The 16540-nt window shown below is 45.3% G+C and carries 12 protein-coding genes and 1 pseudogene; 10 read left to right on the forward strand and 3 right to left on the reverse strand.

From position 1 onward, the window contains the following. Positions 1–105: 105 nt before the first annotated feature. The 3 genes and pseudogenes from QUB12_RS01980 to QUB12_RS01990 form a co-directional block, all read right to left on the reverse strand. Positions 106–1471, reverse strand: a pseudogene (locus QUB12_RS01980) (IS4 family transposase). 834 nt (positions 1472–2305) lie between these two features. Then, the gene (locus QUB12_RS01985) at positions 2306–2587 is read right to left on the reverse strand and encodes a DUF2127 domain-containing protein (protein WP_333145561.1); all 282 of its coding nucleotides are present in this window, start codon (positions 2585–2587) and stop codon (positions 2306–2308) included. A 309-nt stretch (positions 2588–2896) separates the two neighbouring features. Beyond that, positions 2897–5815, reverse strand: coding sequence for a CBS domain-containing protein (locus QUB12_RS01990; protein WP_333145524.1), 2919 nt, complete (start codon positions 5813–5815; stop codon positions 2897–2899). A gap of 325 nt (positions 5816–6140) precedes the next feature. On the opposite strand from QUB12_RS01990, the gene psbZ reads away from it, so the two are divergent. The 10 genes from psbZ (at position 6141) to rimO (ending at position 16487) form a co-directional block, all read left to right on the forward strand. Continuing rightward, positions 6141–6332 carry a photosystem II reaction center protein PsbZ gene (gene psbZ, locus QUB12_RS01995; RefSeq protein ID WP_190735314.1) on the forward strand — a complete coding sequence of 64 codons (192 nt, stop codon included), beginning with the start codon at positions 6141–6143 and terminating at the stop codon, positions 6330–6332. Positions 6333–6552: 220 nt separating this feature from the next. Beyond that, positions 6553–7146, forward strand: a complete 594-nt coding sequence (gene ribH, locus QUB12_RS02000) for a 6,7-dimethyl-8-ribityllumazine synthase (RefSeq protein ID WP_333145530.1) — start codon at positions 6553–6555, stop codon at positions 7144–7146. A gap of 225 nt (positions 7147–7371) precedes the next feature. Beyond that, positions 7372–7533 (forward strand): hypothetical protein, encoded by a 162-nt coding sequence (locus QUB12_RS02005; RefSeq protein ID WP_333145533.1) that lies wholly within the window; start codon positions 7372–7374, stop codon positions 7531–7533. A gap of 675 nt (positions 7534–8208) precedes the next feature. Next, complete coding sequence (locus QUB12_RS02010) at positions 8209–9447, forward strand: sedoheptulose 7-phosphate cyclase (protein WP_333145536.1); 1239 nt, start codon at positions 8209–8211, stop codon at positions 9445–9447. A gap of 2 nt (positions 9448–9449) precedes the next feature. Continuing rightward, positions 9450–10253 (forward strand): class I SAM-dependent methyltransferase, encoded by an 804-nt coding sequence (locus QUB12_RS02015; RefSeq protein WP_333145539.1) that lies wholly within the window; start codon positions 9450–9452, stop codon positions 10251–10253. A 368-nt stretch (positions 10254–10621) separates the two neighbouring features. Continuing rightward, positions 10622–12016 (forward strand): ATP-grasp domain-containing protein, encoded by a 1395-nt coding sequence (locus QUB12_RS02020; RefSeq protein ID WP_333145542.1) that lies wholly within the window; start codon positions 10622–10624, stop codon positions 12014–12016. A 2-nt stretch (positions 12017–12018) separates the two neighbouring features. Then, positions 12019–13044: a D-alanine--D-alanine ligase gene (locus QUB12_RS02025; RefSeq protein ID WP_333145545.1), complete on the forward strand. Its 1026-nt coding sequence runs from the start codon at positions 12019–12021 to the stop codon at positions 13042–13044. Positions 13045–13390: 346 nt separating this feature from the next. Further along, on the forward strand, positions 13391–14029 hold the full coding sequence (locus QUB12_RS02030) for a Uma2 family endonuclease (protein ID WP_333145549.1): 639 nt from the start codon (positions 13391–13393) through the stop codon (positions 14027–14029). A gap of 240 nt (positions 14030–14269) precedes the next feature. Then, on the forward strand, positions 14270–14893 hold the full coding sequence (locus tag QUB12_RS02035; RefSeq protein ID WP_333145554.1) for a Uma2 family endonuclease: 624 nt from the start codon (positions 14270–14272) through the stop codon (positions 14891–14893). 271 nt (positions 14894–15164) lie between these two features. Continuing rightward, positions 15165–16487 carry a 30S ribosomal protein S12 methylthiotransferase RimO gene (gene rimO / locus QUB12_RS02040; RefSeq protein WP_333145557.1) on the forward strand — a complete coding sequence of 441 codons (1323 nt, stop codon included), beginning with the start codon at positions 15165–15167 and terminating at the stop codon, positions 16485–16487. The last annotated feature ends 53 nt before the right edge of the window (positions 16488–16540 follow it).

Raw genomic sequence — 16540 nt, forward strand, 5'->3', positions numbered from 1 at the left:
TTTCGACACTTCGGCGAAGCTGAGGGTGCAACCATTACTCACAATTTAAGCTAAAAGCACTATTGTCAATGAGTAATTTTACTCATTTTTTACCTGTTGACCCAATTAAAATATGACTCCATTTGTTCCTTTATTATTGAAAAAAAATTGTTCTGGACTTCTTTTAGTTCCAGGGAAAGGAGAAATAATTAGCCTGACATGAGGTTTTCATGCCTAGCTTAACAGTCCCTAAATCTTGATTTTTATCGGCGGCAGAATACTTAACTATGTCAGAGGCTATTCCTTTTTGATAGGCAACAGAAAAATGATACATTCCCCGATAAATCATTTCTAATGAAACCCGTTCAATTGGTACTCCTAATTCATCGGCAACCGCATCTCCTAAATCTACTAAAACCCCATAAAATAGCCAATTAGCCCTGATTTGGAGCTTGATTCCGTTTAATTAATGAACCTGTCCCTAAATAGCTGAGATTTAATCATCTTTTTACTGTCCAAAATGCGTCTTCAATTCGCCAGCGTCTTTGATATAAATCTGCAACTACATAAGGCGGCACTATTTCAGGTTCTCGGACACTTGTCAGATAAGAACGCCAGGAAGTATTAGATCGAATCTGTACTAATCTTATAGTCAAATCTGGTGTCTGTTTTGTTCCTGCACCTATTTTAATTATCTGGTCTTTGACATCCTAAGTATTGGTTAATAGCCGCTCGATTTGATAAGATGCACCTTTCTTGATTCGAGTGATAAATCCAATTTTTTGAGAAATGAGTTTTGACAAAAAAGCGAAGTGATAGAAGCCTCTATCCAATAATAGTAAGGTTTTCGGCTTAACTGTTTTTAGTAAATTTTCCTCCCACTTAGTATCTGCTTGTTTGGGATTTTACCCAACCAAATTTATTCGTAAAGATGAGTTACTAGGTCTATAATTACTCCCATCTTTCCGGCTAATTGACCAATTGGCACATCTGATAAACTTTCTAGTTTACGAAATAAGGCTTCTAATGTTGAGCCGTCAGCTATCCAGATATTTTCAAAGTTTTTTAAGCAAATTGTACGCTATCTGGTAATGGTCTCGATTTTCTTGTTAACCATTTTGGGCGAAAATGAGGCAATAATTATTTAAATACTTTTTCAAATAAAATTGCTGGAAAACTTAAAAATCTGAGTGATAATGCTTGTTGGCTAATTTCTTGTGGCTGACACCATAAAAATCCTTCTCTATTTAATAATCTGGTTAATTCTGTTAGTCCTGCTACGGATCGCCATAATAAACTGGCGGATTGCTGCCATCATTAATGGTAGTGTTAGAATTCTATCTCTTAAATTTAGTTGCCGATAAAAAGTTTTTTGGGCAGCCATTGCCGGAATTAATAAATCTTCCAAGTGATTCGCGATCGCTTCATTTTCTACTTGGGGACGATTTTTTTGCTTTGCATGATCTCGGTTGATTCGTTTTTTGCGAATCATAACTGGTTAGTTATGGCTCAACTGCTTGCCCGGTAAAGGTTTCATCCTATTTTACTTTTTTTGGTCTACCCCCTTGACAATTTGCACTTTTTCTTAACTTGTCACAAATGATCGCCCGCCACTGTTATCGATCGCAATGCCACGCCAATCGAGCCCACAACTTATTAATAATGATAATCGCGCCCTTGTGTGGAAGAGTCCTCCTACACAGGACTCTCCCACCCTTACCTCTTATTTGATTATCATTATTAACCAATTATATTTATTCACAAAGGGGTATTGACAAAATCTACTCCTTTCTAACTTGTTACCAATGGTAAGTGATGCCGAACCCTCACCCTCCTATGCCTAAAGTCGCGTTAATTCTGCCTTTGCCCTGTTAGAAGGCTGTTGCTGGCCCTAAGTTCATCTTTAGTTGATGCCGTTTCCCAAACTATGCTACCGCCTTTGGGTTATTTCGCAGAGTTAGGGCGGATGTTCGATCGCTCCTAACTATCGTTTTTGCTTCTTCTGTGCTATTTTTGCATCTGGCGATCGTTTTATTGGAATATTCCACCAATTCTATCTCTACCACCTGTATTAAAACTTAATACAATATTTTTCCAATAAAAATCCCGCTCTTGTGGAACGGGAAAGCCATCAGGGTGCATCTATATATATGTCACTATAACTCATAGGGGGTATAACCCCTCGTAGCTTTATCAAATCTTTACCATTACAAAATTTTTGTAAAGATTGAGGTTTTTATTTGACTGATCAGCCGTTTTATGAAATTAAAATGGAAAATGCTGACATTTATAAAATCAAGTGAGTTTCCTCTGAATAATCAAAACTTTAAGCTCCTTTACCCTGCTTCGGCAAATGGTGGAGCAAATACCATAAGATGGCTACATTTGTGATAAATACCGCTAACTTAAGTACCGTGACCCCGTGAACTAATTCATATATTTCAGGGGGTATACTGATGCTTACCAGCACTAAAACTAAGATTGTTGCCCAGTCTTTTTCGTACCACAAACCAACGGCCTCAAAAGCAGTTAATACTGCATAAAGTGCTGCGACAAGTCCGCTAAGCAGTAAGCTTTTAGGCTTGAGAATTAGAACTTTGTCTAAGATTAATTAAATAATTTTTAGTTTGCTTTCTAACAAATAAGATTGCGAAAATTGTTCTAAAAATTGATGATTTTTTAATGCAAAAAGCAAAGCAATCGAAGTTACTGTCAAGAGGGAAGCCACAAATGTTTTGTAAAGGACAATTGCGATTAAAGCAGGAGCGTGATGTTTCTTCACCTTAATTCTCGAAATATCAATAATGTGCGATCGCCTGGTTAGCCTGTTTAGGATTGAAAACTTAAATTTTAGTAGAGTGCGTCAGCAATTAGCTAATCTATTATATCAGAAATAACGCGCTGCTGACGCACCTTACTAAGCTTGAGGATAACGTTGTGCTAAGAAAGAGATAGCAGCAGCCCGATCGCCCAAATCGCCATCCAACTTCGCCGCCAACAAATCATCCAACATTCGTTTAAACCCAGGCCCTGGCTTATAACCCAAAGCCTTCAAATCGTTGCCATTTAAAGGCGGCTCAACATTCGCCCATTTGGTGAGATATTCCCAGATTTGGCGACGTGCACTTCGCGGACTTTGTAGGGCGATCGCAATTAACACCGGCAATTCATAATTTCTCAACAGCAACACCAATTGACTCGGCAACTCGCACTTAGGCAAATTCTCTGCTAACTGCTTCTTTCCGGCTTCCAAAACTTCCAACCGCTTAATGCTGTCAGCGGGTAACTGAAGATTTGCAGCCACCTTGCCGCGATATTCCGGTGCTAAATAAGCGATTAAAACTTCCAGCCGCATCTGCCAATCGGGAATATTGATAATGGGGAATGGGGAATTGGGCATCGGGAATTGGGCATTGGAAATAGTTGCTTTTTCTTTTTCTTCCTTCTTCCCTATTCCCTCTTCCTTCTTCCCTCTGACTCGTGACTCACCCTCAATCATTAATCCGTGTATCCGTGTCAAAATCCGTGTCGTGCCTTCCTTCTTCCTTCTTCCATTCAAACACCGATCGAGCAAACGCAGTTGTCGCCACAACTCCCGATCCAACTCCAAACTAGGATGAATGCAGCGCAAAGCCTGCAAATCTCCCAGCATTTGCAAAGCAACTTTCCAGTAAGGAGCTTGCAAAATGTATTTCAATTCGCTTTTGAGCCGAGTTTCCAAAGCCGGAGCTCGGCCATTTTCCCCCTGAATTCGGTAATAAATCCCGCTGGCCAAAGCGTGGCGGATGTATCCTTCCGTCTGCGGCTCAATTTCAAATCCCAACCGCACCGCAAACCGCACAGCGCGATAAATTCGCGTCGGATCTTCGATAAAACTATTGGCGTGCAAAACTCGAATTTGCTTCGATTCCAAATCCAGCAAACCGCAAAAAAAGTCTAACAATTCGCCGCTGCGAGGAACACCCAAGCGCACAGCCAGGGCATTAATTGTAAAATCCCTGCGGTACAAATCTTGGCGAATCGAACTCGCTTCAACTTCAGGATTTGCAGCCGGATAAGGATAAAATTCAGTGCGAGCCGTAGCGATATCCACCCACAGCGAGCCGAAAGCAGAGTCTTTGTGCCACAAAAGCGCGGCGGTTTGAAATTGACCGTGAACGTCCAAACGCGATTCGGGGTAAAGTTTTTGCAGCGAGGAAGCTAACTCGACACCAGCACCGGAATCGTCGGAACCGCACTTTCCATCCACAACCAAATCGATATCTGTTAGCGCCAGTGTATCATCCGTGGCTAAGAGTAAATCCCGGACTGCTCCACCGACAATATAAAGTTGCCAGCCGCGCTCTTGGGCAAGATTGGCCGCGATCGACAATAATTGCCATAATTCGGGACTGATGCGCGATCGCAACAACTGCTCAACCGATTCGGGCGCGGCACAATAAGACAATTCTGTATTGCTTCCCCTGTCTCGCGCTTTTTGCTGGTGCAATTCCCGCAACACATCAGTCCGAGTCACAATTCCTACCAGTTGACCGTTTTCCAATACTGGCAAGCGGCCGATATCGTATGTCACCATTAAAGATTCAATTTCCGGCAGCAAGGTATCTGGGGCGATCGTTTTTAACTGCCAAGTCATGTAACCCTTCACCGGGGCGTGACTGAAACCGTGGTGCAGGGCAATGTCAATGTCGCGGCGCGAGATAATGCCGGCGAGTCGATCGCCCGCATCGACCACACAAAGCCCGGAATGTCCGTAACGTAGGAGGATACGGTGAGCTTCCCCCACCGATGTTTCCGGGCGAATGCTCCGCACTGGAGACGACATTAATTCGCGCGCTGTCGGAGGGTGGGGAATTTGAGCTTTGAGTTCGTCAGCTAACTGATTTAAAGTCAGCAGGGGGTCAACATCGCGGGTGGCGAGGGAAGCGGCGCGGGCGTGGCCTCCACCACCGAAGGGTTTGAACAATTCGCTGAGGTTTGTGCCTTCGATGCGCGATCGACCGATAATAGTTAATCGATTGGAAACTGGCGATTCGGGATCGATGTTGCGGTTGTTTTCGTTTTCGCCAAATTTATAAACATTACCTAACAGCAGAGCATCGGTTTCAGTTAAATCGAGCAAGCGAGAAGCCAGAGAAGAAAGTCCCGGAACGTAAGCTTCAGTAGATAGCAGCACCCAGGCTACGCTGTAACCGTGCAAAGTTTCCGATCGCAAATTCTTGAGCGCTTCTCTGAGCAAATCTTGCAATTGAGGAGACAAAGCGGGTTCTACATATTCAGCTATTACCCCCAAACTCGCTCCCTGTTCCATCAACCACGCCAAAGCTATTGCATCTCGCGCAGTTGCGCCCTCAAAGGTGAGGGAACCTGTATCGACGTGGATGCCGAGGGCCATTACTGTTGCTTCCGAAGGCAGAAGGCGGAATGGTGTGTCGCTCTTTTCTGCTTGATTTTTGAGCTTTTCGACAATTAATGTCGTGCTGGCTCCGACTGCTTCGATTTGGCTAACAGTAGCCCGGATGTCTGAATGCGCCTCCTTGTGGTGGTCGAAAACAGCAATTTCGTTGAGGTGTGGCAAATCCAGCCACTCGGCGGCTTTTCCCAAACGATCGCGCCCGGAGGCATCAACTATAGTAATCGATCGAATTTGTTGCGGATTGACCGATCGGCGTTCAATCAGTGGGTACTCGTCGCGGTGTAGCGCCAAAAAATCCCGCACTGTCGGGTGACACCCGCCCGTCAATACGATCCTGCTACCGGGGCGCAGCACGCAAAGTCCCACCGCCGCCCCCAAGGCGTCAAAATCTGCTGTTGTGTGGCACAAAACTAAGTCCATAGCCGAAAATCCCGCATCTCTCACTCACAGAGTAGCAATTTCTCGGGCTCTGACACCGGGCGATCGCACTGTAACTTAACCTTCAGCCTGTATCGAATCCAGTTTTCTGTGCTGTAGCCAACAATGATAAAATTGATAAAAATCTCAAAAGTCGCTGACGCCTGTTCGCGCAACGCCCGAATTTGCACGGGTTCTTTCTTATCAATCAACCGACAATCTCTCGATCGACTATCGGGAAACTGTCAAAAACTAGAATTTGGAAGATTTTTTCCGGTTCTGGGAAGCTATTTCTGATCAACGCACGGTTATATCGAAAGGAGAAAAGATGTTATCAATTCTGTTTCAAGTGGTTTTACTGGGTCTGGTACTGCTGTCTTTTGTGATGGTCGTTGGCGTCCCGGTTGCTTATGCCTCTCCCCAAAACTGGAATCAGTCTAAATCCCTGATTTATGTCGGATCGGGTCTCTGGTTTTTGCTGGTTATTGCAGTGGGTGTATTGAACTTTTTAGTCGTTTAATTTCACCCAACTCTATCTAATAAAGAAGGTAAAAGATAGAAGGATGAAGGCATTCACCAGCGATTGAAAGGCATTCGGCAGAAGCTAGGAATTTTCCACACCGCGCGATCCTGTATGTTTTTGTACTTGAGATTCAGATGAGATGCTGCTGCTTTCTGACTTTTGCCTTCTCACAAACAAAACTCTAAAACCTAAAACCTAAAATCTAAACTAGAACACTATGACTGTTTTCGAGGGAACTTTTACTCACACCGAATCTTTGCGATTTGCGATTGTCATCGGTCGTTTTAACGATTTGGTCGTCAACAAACTTTTGGAGGGATGTCAAGATTGTTTGAAACGCCACGGGGTTGATATTAATCCTCATGGCTCTCAGGTGGACTTTTTTTGGGTTCCGGGAAGTTTTGAGATTCCTTTGGTGGCCCGCCAAGCTGCTCTTTCTCACCGCTACGATGCGGTAATTTGTCTGGGTGCGGTAATTCGGGGCCAAACTCCTCATTTCGATTTTGTGGCTGGTGAGGTTGCTAAGGGAATTGCTGCGGCTGCTTTTCAAACAGGGGTGCCGGTGATTTTTGGGGTGGTGACGACTGACACGATGCAGCAAGCTTTGGAAAGGGCTGGAATTAAAAGCAATTTGGGCTGGAATTATGCGATGAGTGCTTTGGAAATGGGCACTTTGATGCGCCAAGTTAAGGGTTTGGGAACACACTCTTACGATCATCGATTAACTACTGGATCTGCTGGTCAAGTGCTTTCGGGCGAAGGAAATCTGTCGCTCGCCCCCGATGTATCGTCGGATCAAATCCCCTCGTAAGTTGGGCTAGCAGTATTTTTAAGCTCAAAAAACATCCAGATTTGTATCGGAAAAAATCTTAAGACTCTTGTGGGGTGGTGATTATGCCCGCCCCCAAGGTAAAAATTCCACGGGAGCATCTCATATTTGCAAAAACACTTCTTTCTTCTTCCTTCTGACTCTTTTCTCCTGGCTCCTGACTCCTGACTCCTAATTCCAATTTCGAGCTTTGCTGCTTTCATTGAGATGCTCCCAATTCCACTGTTGGCCGATCGACAAATTAGACCAATATCTTGCCAATTGGAAATGAGCACTTTGATGCCTCAAGTTAATGCTTTGGACGGAAATTCTGACGCTTCATTACCTGCGTCTGCTGCTGTTAAAGTGCTGTCGGGCGATCGGGCTTGATGTGTGTTCCCAGGAAATTTGGTAATCTAAAATCCGGGTTCATTATTCCCTTTATTAACTAGGCATAAATCGGCTGATTGGATATTGAATTTGGTTGATAATAGACCTCTTGCAAAAATAACTAGGACGGGCTCTGGGGCCCATCCCACAAGAGTTATTTTTTCTTGTGGGATGGGCGTCCCGCCCGTCCAAGAAATTTATGAAAAGGACTTTTGCAAGAGGTCTAATCAACTGGAAATACACAGCGAACCCGATCAAAAAAGATAAAGTGATTTCAACGATCGATCGCAACGAGTCGTTTTAATAGGTGAGGAGGCTGTAATTTCGGGTTTTCCCGATTTGTCTCTGGATAATATTATATTAAAAGAAATATCGATTTTTACTGAATATGGTTGCATAAAGATGAGAAATTCGTTATGTTGAATTTTGTGTAAGCATTGAGGCGGTCTCAAATCAATCCTCTAAAGGCTTTAAGTATAAATACTCGAAAAGCAGTATTTAACCTACTCTTAACAAACAACTCTGAAAGTAAATTTTTAGGTGGATTGTTAAGTTCATATTAAATGACAATTTGTCAAGTTAATGCCTAGGAAGTTTGCCAGCAAAAGGATTGATACTTTTGAAGCTCGCCCAGATACTTACAGTTACTAATCAACATGAAAGTGCAAAAATCTTATGGGTGACATTCAAGCTACGTTTACATCTACCGATCGTGCTTTTCATATTGAAGGGTACGAAAAAATTGATTTCAGCTTGCTATATGTAGATGGTGCTTTCAAGCTTGAAAATCCAGAGATTGCGGAGAGTTACCGCCAATTTGGTCGCTGTTTAATGGTTGTAGACGAAACAGTCTATGGTCTTTATGGTGCACAGATGCAGCATTATTTCAAGTATCACGAGATAGATTTAACAGTCTTTCCAGTGAATATCAAGGAACCTGATAAGACGTTAACAACTGTTGAAAGCATCATAGATGCCTTCGTGGATTTCGGACTCGTGCGGAAGGAGCCTGTTTTGGTGGTCGGTGGTGGATTGACTACTGACGTAACTGGTTTTGCCTGCTCATCCTATCGCCGTCGAACTAACTACATTCGCGTACCGACAACCTTAATTGGGCTAATTGATGCCAGTGTGGCGATCAAAGTAGCTGTGAACCACGGTAAGCTGAAAAACCGCCTCGGTGCTTACCACGCTTCGCAGAAAGTAATTTTAGATTTCTCCTTTCTGAAAACTCTGCCGATCGACCAAATACGAAACGGCATGGCAGAGTTAATTAAGATCGCCGTAGTAGGCAACAAAGAAATCTTCGAGTTGTTAGAAAACTACGGCGAAGCATTACTGCATAGCCATTTTGGTTATTTAGACGGCACATCTGAACTGCGCGAAGTGGCCCATCGCTTAACCTACAACGCGATTCAGTCAATGCTGGCATTAGAAGTACCAAACCTCCACGAGCTAGATTTGGATCGGGTGATTGCCTATGGTCACACCTGGAGTCCGACGCTGGAACTAACACCGGAAATTCCGATGTTCCACGGCCACAGTGTCGCCATCGATATGGCTTTTTCGGCGACTATTGCTGGGCAGCGGGGCTACATTTCGATCGCCGACCGCGATCGCATCTTAAGATTAATGAGCCGCCTCGGACTAGCGATAGACAGCCCTTATCTGACATCAGAACTGCTCTGGAAAGCGACAACATCGATCAGTCGTACCCGCGACGGCCTTCAACGCGCTGCGGCTCCATGCCCCATTGGTGACTGCTTTTTCATGAACGATTTGACTCGAACTGAGTTGGATGAAACCCTAGCCGTGCATCGAGAAATCTGTCAGGGCTACCCGCGTCATGGCGATGGCGAGGATATGTATGTGGTATTGCAGAAAGTTGGAACTCGTTCCACAGCCGGGGTATAAAGATGAGACCCGTTACCCCAGTCGGGATTTTAGCCTCTTTACTCGAAAGTCTCGCCTCGCAAGTAGAAAAAATCGATAATCTCGATCGAGCTTTCAAGGCCCAATTACAACAAGCCTACGAACTAGCAAATGGTCTCGATCCGTACCTGAACCTTTGTACCACGCCGGAATCTCCCGCCTTAGCCGCGTTAGTAAAGCGCACCCAATCAGAAGATTGGAGTAAGCGATTCTCTGACGGCGAGACAGTGCGCCACTTGGAACAGGAAATGCTTTCGGGCCATGTGGAAGGCCAAATGCTGAAGTTTCTCGTCCATCTCACCAAAGCACAGCGCGTACTGGAAATAGGGATGTTTACCGGGTACTCAGCACTAGCGATGGCGGAAGCACTGCCGGTGGATGGAGTGGTGGTAGCCTGCGAAGTAGATGCTTATGTAGCTGAATTTGCCCAGAAGTGTTTTCACGAATCTACTGCCGGTCACAAAATCTCAGTGAAGGTGGCACCGGCTCTAGAAACCATGAAACAATTGGCCCAAGACGGGGAAGTCTTCGATTTGGTGTTTATCGATGCTGATAAAGCTGGATACACAGATTATCTCGATTTATTGCTCACCACTGGGCTGTTGGCTCCCAATGGCTTGATCTGTGCAGACAATACTCTGATGCAGGGACAGCCCTATGTGTCGGGTACTGCTACTGATAACGGAGTTGCGATCGCCAAATTTAACCAGGCTCTAGTTGACGATCCGCGCGTAGAGCAGGTGTTAGTGCCGCTGAGAGATGGATTGACCTTAATTCGGCGCGTTTAGTAGAACAGTCCTAGACGCATCAAAACCTGCATAAACCGGGTTTTTTGCCCTATTGGGCGGGCTGTAACGAAGTCCGATCGTCAAAAAACCCGGTTTCTAAGGGATGAGAATTAAATAAAATCCACTTTTCATGACTGTTGTGGGATGGGCGGGACGCCCGTCCTTTCTGGGCGGGCGGGACGCCCATCCCACAAGAAAAAAGGGAAATTATTTAATTGACGATCCTAACCACCCGTGCGTAATATCAAATCCGCGCCTCATCCGCATGATTGATCTGTCTCTTCTGGAGACTCGGCGCCAACAGCGTCATCTGCGGTTTAATCATTCAAAAACCACCGCTAATTAGAGTGTCTACTTACTAGGAAATTATGCTCGAAACAGTTTCTGTGGCAGCGATGCCATCTGAACAGGAAACAAACACTGGGAATAGGCGCTTCCAGACAGCCGTTAAAACTATAGCAACCTTAATTTTGCTGCTATTGGTACTGCCCCTGAATATTGCTTTAACTGCGATCGCCCTACTGAGATCCATCATCATCAAACCGTTTCAGTCTCGATCGATCGCGGACTCTCCCCAAACGATTTTGATTAGCGGCGGCAAGATGACCAAAGCATTGCAGCTAGCCCGATCGTTCCATAAGGCCGGTCATCGGGTAATTTTGGTAGAAACCGAGAAATACTGGCTGACAGGTCATCGTTACTCTTGGGCAGTCGATCGCTTTTACACAGTACCAAATCCGCAGACAGAGGAATACCCCCAAGCACTCTTGAAAATTGTCCAACAAGAGAAAGTTAATGTTTACGTTCCAGTCTGTAGTCCAGTCGCCAGTTACTACGATGCCGAAGTCAAAAGGGTACTTTCTCCCCACTGTACGGTAATGCACGTAGATGTCGAAACTCTGCAACGTTTGGATGATAAATATCAGTTTGCAAAAGCCTCGGAAGCATTGGGGCTGCGAGTTCCGAAGTCTTATCGCATTACTAATCCCCAGCAAGTAATCGATTTTGATTTTAGTGACGCACAGCGTCCATATATTATCAAAAGTATTCCCTACGATTCTGTCCGCAGGTTAAACTTAACTAAATTACCCTGCGAAAACCCTGCAAAAACTGCCACATTTGTCAACTCATTACCAATTTCCGAGAGTAAACCTTGGATTATGCAAGAGTATATTCCCGGGCAAGAATTCTGCACTCACAGTACAATTCGTGATGGTCATCTTCAGTTGCATTGTTGCTGTGAATCGTCGGCGTTTCAGGTGAATTACCAGAATGTCGATCGCCCGGATATCGAAAATTGGATTCGTCAGTTTGCCAAGAGTCTAAATCTGACGGGACAAGTTTCCTTTGATTTCATTCAGGCGGCGGATGATGGAGAGATTTACGCGATCGAATGCAACCCGCGCACCCATTCAGCCATCACGATGTTTTACAACCATCCTGATGTGGCAAAAGCTTATTTGGAACTCGACCCTTTACCACAGACTGTGCAGCCTTTGGCATCAAGTCGCCCGACTTACTGGATTTACCATGAAATTTGGCGATTGGTGACTCATTTGTGGTCGCCAAAGCTAGTTTCTGAGCGGTTACAAATTATCGCCCAAGGCAAAGATGCCATCTTCGAGTGGGACGATCCACTGCCCTTTTTGATGGTGCATCATTGGCAAATTCCCTTGTTGTTATGGGGAAATTTACAGAACCCGAAAGAGTGGATTCGGATTGATTTTAATATTGGCAAACTTGTGGAAATAGGGGGAGATTGAGGATGTCAGTAGTACGGGTTTTGCATTTAGTCGGCTCGGCAGTTAGCGATTTTTACTGTAATTTATCGCGGCTTTATGCAGAAGATTGTCTGAAAAATGCTGCTAATTCAGCACTCTATGAATTTCATATTGCCTATATTTCTCCCGATGGCCAATGGCGTTTTCCCACCTCTCTCGATCGAGGTGCGATCGCAGCCGCTAATCCCATGTCTCTAGCGGGCGCTGTAGAGGTGCTGACACAGCTAAAGATTGACGTAATGGTACCGCAGATGTTTTGCATCCCCGGCATGACTCAATACCGCAGCTTGTTCGATATGCTGAGTATTCCTTATGTGGGTAATCCGGCAGAGTTGATGGCGCTGGTGGCTGATAAAGCCAAGACTAAGGCAGTAGTAGCGGCCGCTGGGGTAAGTGTACCGTTGGGAGAAGTTGTCCGCGCGGGCGATCGAACCTTGATTGATTTCCCAGCCGTCCTCAAACCACTAAATGGCGATAATTCCATTGGAGTAACCTTCGTTCAAGATGCTGCTGACTATGATGCAGCTTTGCAGACAGCATTGACTCATTCCGAGGAAGTGCTCGTTGAAAAATTCATTGAATTGGGTAGAGAAGTTCGCTGTGGAATTATCATCAAAGCAGGCGAATTAGTCTGTTTACCACTAGAAGAGTATGCTCTAAATGCTGACACAATGCCGATTCGGAGTTATGCCGATAAGCTGAAACAAAATGACGATGGCAACTTGATCTTGACTTCTAAGGATAGTACCAAGTCGTGGATAGTTGACACCAGCGATCCGATTACGGAGAGAGTTTGGGATATGGCCAGAAAATGCCACATCGCTTTGGGTTGTCGCGATTATAGTCTCTTTGATTTTCGCATCGATCCGCAGGGAAAACCTTGGTTTTTGGAAGCGGGGCTATACTGTTCTTTTGCTCAGAAAAGTGTGCTTTCTGCAATGACGAAAGCATCAGGAACTTCTCTGGATACTTTTTTTGAAAGTATGTTGCAAAATGCCTTGCAGAGATGACTCAGGCTGAGTTTGCGATCGGAGTAAGCTGTCGCGCATTTAAACTGTATATTCAGGGCGGGCGGGACGCCCACCCCACAAGACTTTAAATTTTTTTGACATACAATTTAAAGGCAGAACAGCTTAGCTAAAACATCACAAAATTTGTGAAATAATGATCGTATCAAGAACTTCTGTGGATACTTTTAGATTCAGTCGATCGGCGCGATCGGTATTTTGATATTATGGACGCAAAATTATACCAAACTTCACTTCCTATGTCAAGGATTGTCGGTAAAGTGCCGACAATCCTTGTGCCATCTTTTAGCTTTCCGCATACTAATCACCAGACAGAGGAAACCACAACATGATCCAAACCATATCCAAAACAATCACGTTTGATGAGTTCGTTGCTTGGTATCCAGAGAACTCTGTCCATAAGTACGAACTACATAATGGAGTAATTGTTGAAATGCCTTTAGGAACCGGCCGCCATTCCCGCGTTATAGGTTTAACCAGGGACGAAATCAGCGCAGAAATCAGGCGACTGAAATTGCCTTGCTTTATCCCCGGCGACTGCCTGCTCAAACCCGTCCGCAACGAGGCGGGCTACCTGCCAGACGCAGTTGTCCTAGACGAAGCAGCTCTGCGCCAGAGAGAACCGCGCTGGGATACGGAATCCATCATCACGATGGGGTCTTCGGTGCGACTGGCTGTAGAGGTCGTCAGTACCAACTGGCGGGACGATTACCATCTCAAATTCGCTGACTACGAAGAAATGGGCATCCCCGAATACTGGATTGTGGACTACCTTGGTTTGGGCGGCCGCAAGTTCATCGGCACTCCCAAGCAACCCACGCTCTCGGTTTGCCAGTTGGTTGACGGCGAGTATCAAATCAGCCAGTTTCGGGGAGATGACCGAGTTGAATCGCTGGCTTTCCCAGAGTTGAGGTTGACTGCCGAGTTGATTTTTCGAGGCGGTCTGCCCTTAACCGAGCCGAGCTAGAAGGAGTGGGGGCGATCGGGTATCAAAAGGATATCAAATGGGTACAAAAGGACACCAATTTTGTGACAAATCGGCGTTTTGTACCAAGTTTTGTACCAAGTGCTGTTTTGTAAGGACGGGCTATCTAAATTATATCAGCTACAGTTTAATTTGTCAAGGATTAGAGGCAACGTTGCCTGTAATCCTTGTGTAATATTTGAGCTTTCCGCATACTAATCACCAGACAGAGGAAACCGCAACATGATCCAAACCATATCGAAAACAATCACGTTTGATGAGTTCGTTGCTTGGTATCCAGAGAACTCTGTCCATAAGTACGAACTACACAATGGAGTAATTGTTGAAATGCCTTTAGGAACTGGCGACCATTCCGACGTTACAGGTTTCATTTCCGGTGAAATCAATTTTGAAATCAGGCGACTGCAATTGCCTTACTCTATCCCTAGTGATTGCTTGCTCAAGCTTGCGCGTAACGAATCTGGCTACCAGCCAGATGTAATTGTCCTAGACCGAACCGCACTTGCAAGCGAACCGCGCTGGAAAAAAGAATCAGTCATCACGATGGGCTCTTCGGTGCGACTAGCTGTAGAGGTGGTCAGTACGAACTGGCGGGATGATTATTTTTTCAAAGCTTCCGACTATGAAGAAATGGGCATTCCCGAATACTGGATTGTAGACTATCTTGGTTTAGGCGGTCGCAAGTTTATCGGCAATCCCAAACAACCCACTCTCTCGATTTACCAGCTAGTAGATGGGGAGTATCAGGTAAAACAGTTTAGGGGAAGCGAAAGGATTGAGTCGTTGGCTTTTTCAGAATTGAACTTAACAGCAGAGAAGATTTTTCTGGCTGGCTTGCCGAACTAGCAAGTCGAAATTATGCAAAGGGCGTAAGATTGTCGAAGCCTTCCGACGACACCAAAACCTGACAATTGGGTCAAAATCTGGCAGCGAAAAAGCGGGAAAGTACGATCGCACAAACCGTAAAAATCCTCACCTCGTTCACGATCGCACAAATATCACACAACACCTGCGGACACCACAACAGTCCAGATATTCCACATACACATTGCAATTTTTTTAATTGTGTGATACCATAAAACGTTCTCAAAAATAGCGCAACACTAACTATTACTGCATGGCAACGAAGCCAACGATCGCATTTACTCACCTCGGCTGCGAAAAAAATCGCATCGATACCGAACACATGATCGGCTTGCTGGCTCAAGCGGGCTATCAAGTCGATTCTAATGAAGAATTAGCTGATTATGTTGTAGTCAATACTTGTAGTTTTATCCAAGCGGCGCGAGAAGAGTCAGTCCGCACCTTGGTAGAATTGGCAGAAGCTAATAAAAAAGTAGTCATCACCGGCTGCATGGCACAGCATTTTCAGCAGGAATTGCTGGATGAATTGCCGGAAGCAGTCGCAATTGTCGGCACTGGCGACTATCATAAAATCGTCAATGTTATGCAGCAGGTGGAAAAGGGCGATCGAGTTTCCCTCGTCTCTTCAGAACCTACTTACATCGCTGACGAAACTACTCCGCGCTACCGCACGACATCGGAAGGTGTCGCGTATCTGCGTATAGCAGAAGGCTGCGACTACCGCTGTGCATTTTGCATTATCCCGCACTTGCGCGGAAATCAACGATCGCGGACGATCGAATCTATCGTCGCGGAAGCTAAGCAATTAGCCTCGGAAGGGGTAAAGGAAATTATCTTAATTTCTCAAATTACCACCAACTACGGCAAAGATATTTATGGCGAACCGAAACTAGCCGAACTACTGCGCGCTTTGGGTGAAGTAGATGTGCCTTGGATTCGGATGCACTACGCCTATCCTACAGGTTTGACTCCGCAAGTTGTCGAGGCAATCCGCGAAACGCCCAACGTTTTGCCGTATTTGGATTTACCCCTGCAACACTCGCACCCGGAAATTCTGCGGGCGATGAATCGGCCTTTTCAAGCTGGGATCAATGATGCCATAGTCGATCGACTCAAAGCAGCACTTCCCGGCGCCGTGATGCGGACAACTTTTATTGTCGGCTTTCCCGGCGAAACCGAGGAACACGCAGCACACTTGCTGGAATTTGTCAAGCGCCACGAATTCGATCACGTAGGAGTTTTTGTATTTTCGCCAGAAGAAGGAACCCCAGCCTTCAGCTTGCCCCAGCAAATACCAGCAGAAATAATGGAAATGCGGCGCAATGCGGTAATGGCGGCACAACAACCTATATCATTGAAGAAGAATCAAGAATCTGTCGGTCAGGTAGTTGATGTCCTGATAGAACAAGAACAACCAGAGACAGGTGAGTTGATTGGTAGATCCGCTCGGTTTTCCCCAGAAGTAGATGGACTCGTCTATGTGACAGGAGAAGCGCGACTGGGATCGATCGTATCTGTGAAAATTACTGGTGCAGATGTCTACGACCTCTACGGTCAAGTCGATTTTAGATTTTAGATTTTAGATTTTAGATTGACTGCACAGACTGATCTGGGAGCTCGATCTTTTGT

Source organism: Microcoleus sp. B7-D4 (genome assembly GCF_036705125.1).
Classification (GTDB): domain Bacteria; phylum Cyanobacteriota; class Cyanobacteriia; order Cyanobacteriales; family Microcoleaceae; genus Microcoleus.

Coding starts and splice junctions, on each gene's coding strand:
- QUB12_RS01990 (WP_333145524.1), bottom strand. CDS start 5,815: ATGGACTTAGTTTTGTGCCACACAACAGCAGATTTTGACGCCTTGGGG.
- psbZ (WP_190735314.1), top strand. CDS start 6,141: ATGTTATCAATTCTGTTTCAAGTGGTTTTACTGGGTCTGGTACTGCTG.
- ribH (WP_333145530.1), top strand. CDS start 6,553: ATGACTGTTTTCGAGGGAACTTTTACTCACACCGAATCTTTGCGATTT.
- QUB12_RS02005 (WP_333145533.1), top strand. CDS start 7,372: ATGCTCCCAATTCCACTGTTGGCCGATCGACAAATTAGACCAATATCT.
- QUB12_RS02010 (WP_333145536.1), top strand. CDS start 8,209: ATGGGTGACATTCAAGCTACGTTTACATCTACCGATCGTGCTTTTCAT.
- QUB12_RS02015 (WP_333145539.1), top strand. CDS start 9,450: ATGAGACCCGTTACCCCAGTCGGGATTTTAGCCTCTTTACTCGAAAGT.
- QUB12_RS02020 (WP_333145542.1), top strand. CDS start 10,622: ATGCTCGAAACAGTTTCTGTGGCAGCGATGCCATCTGAACAGGAAACA.
- QUB12_RS02025 (WP_333145545.1), top strand. CDS start 12,019: ATGTCAGTAGTACGGGTTTTGCATTTAGTCGGCTCGGCAGTTAGCGAT.
- QUB12_RS02030 (WP_333145549.1), top strand. CDS start 13,391: ATGATCCAAACCATATCCAAAACAATCACGTTTGATGAGTTCGTTGCT.
- QUB12_RS02035 (WP_333145554.1), top strand. CDS start 14,270: ATGATCCAAACCATATCGAAAACAATCACGTTTGATGAGTTCGTTGCT.
- rimO (WP_333145557.1), top strand. CDS start 15,165: ATGGCAACGAAGCCAACGATCGCATTTACTCACCTCGGCTGCGAAAAA.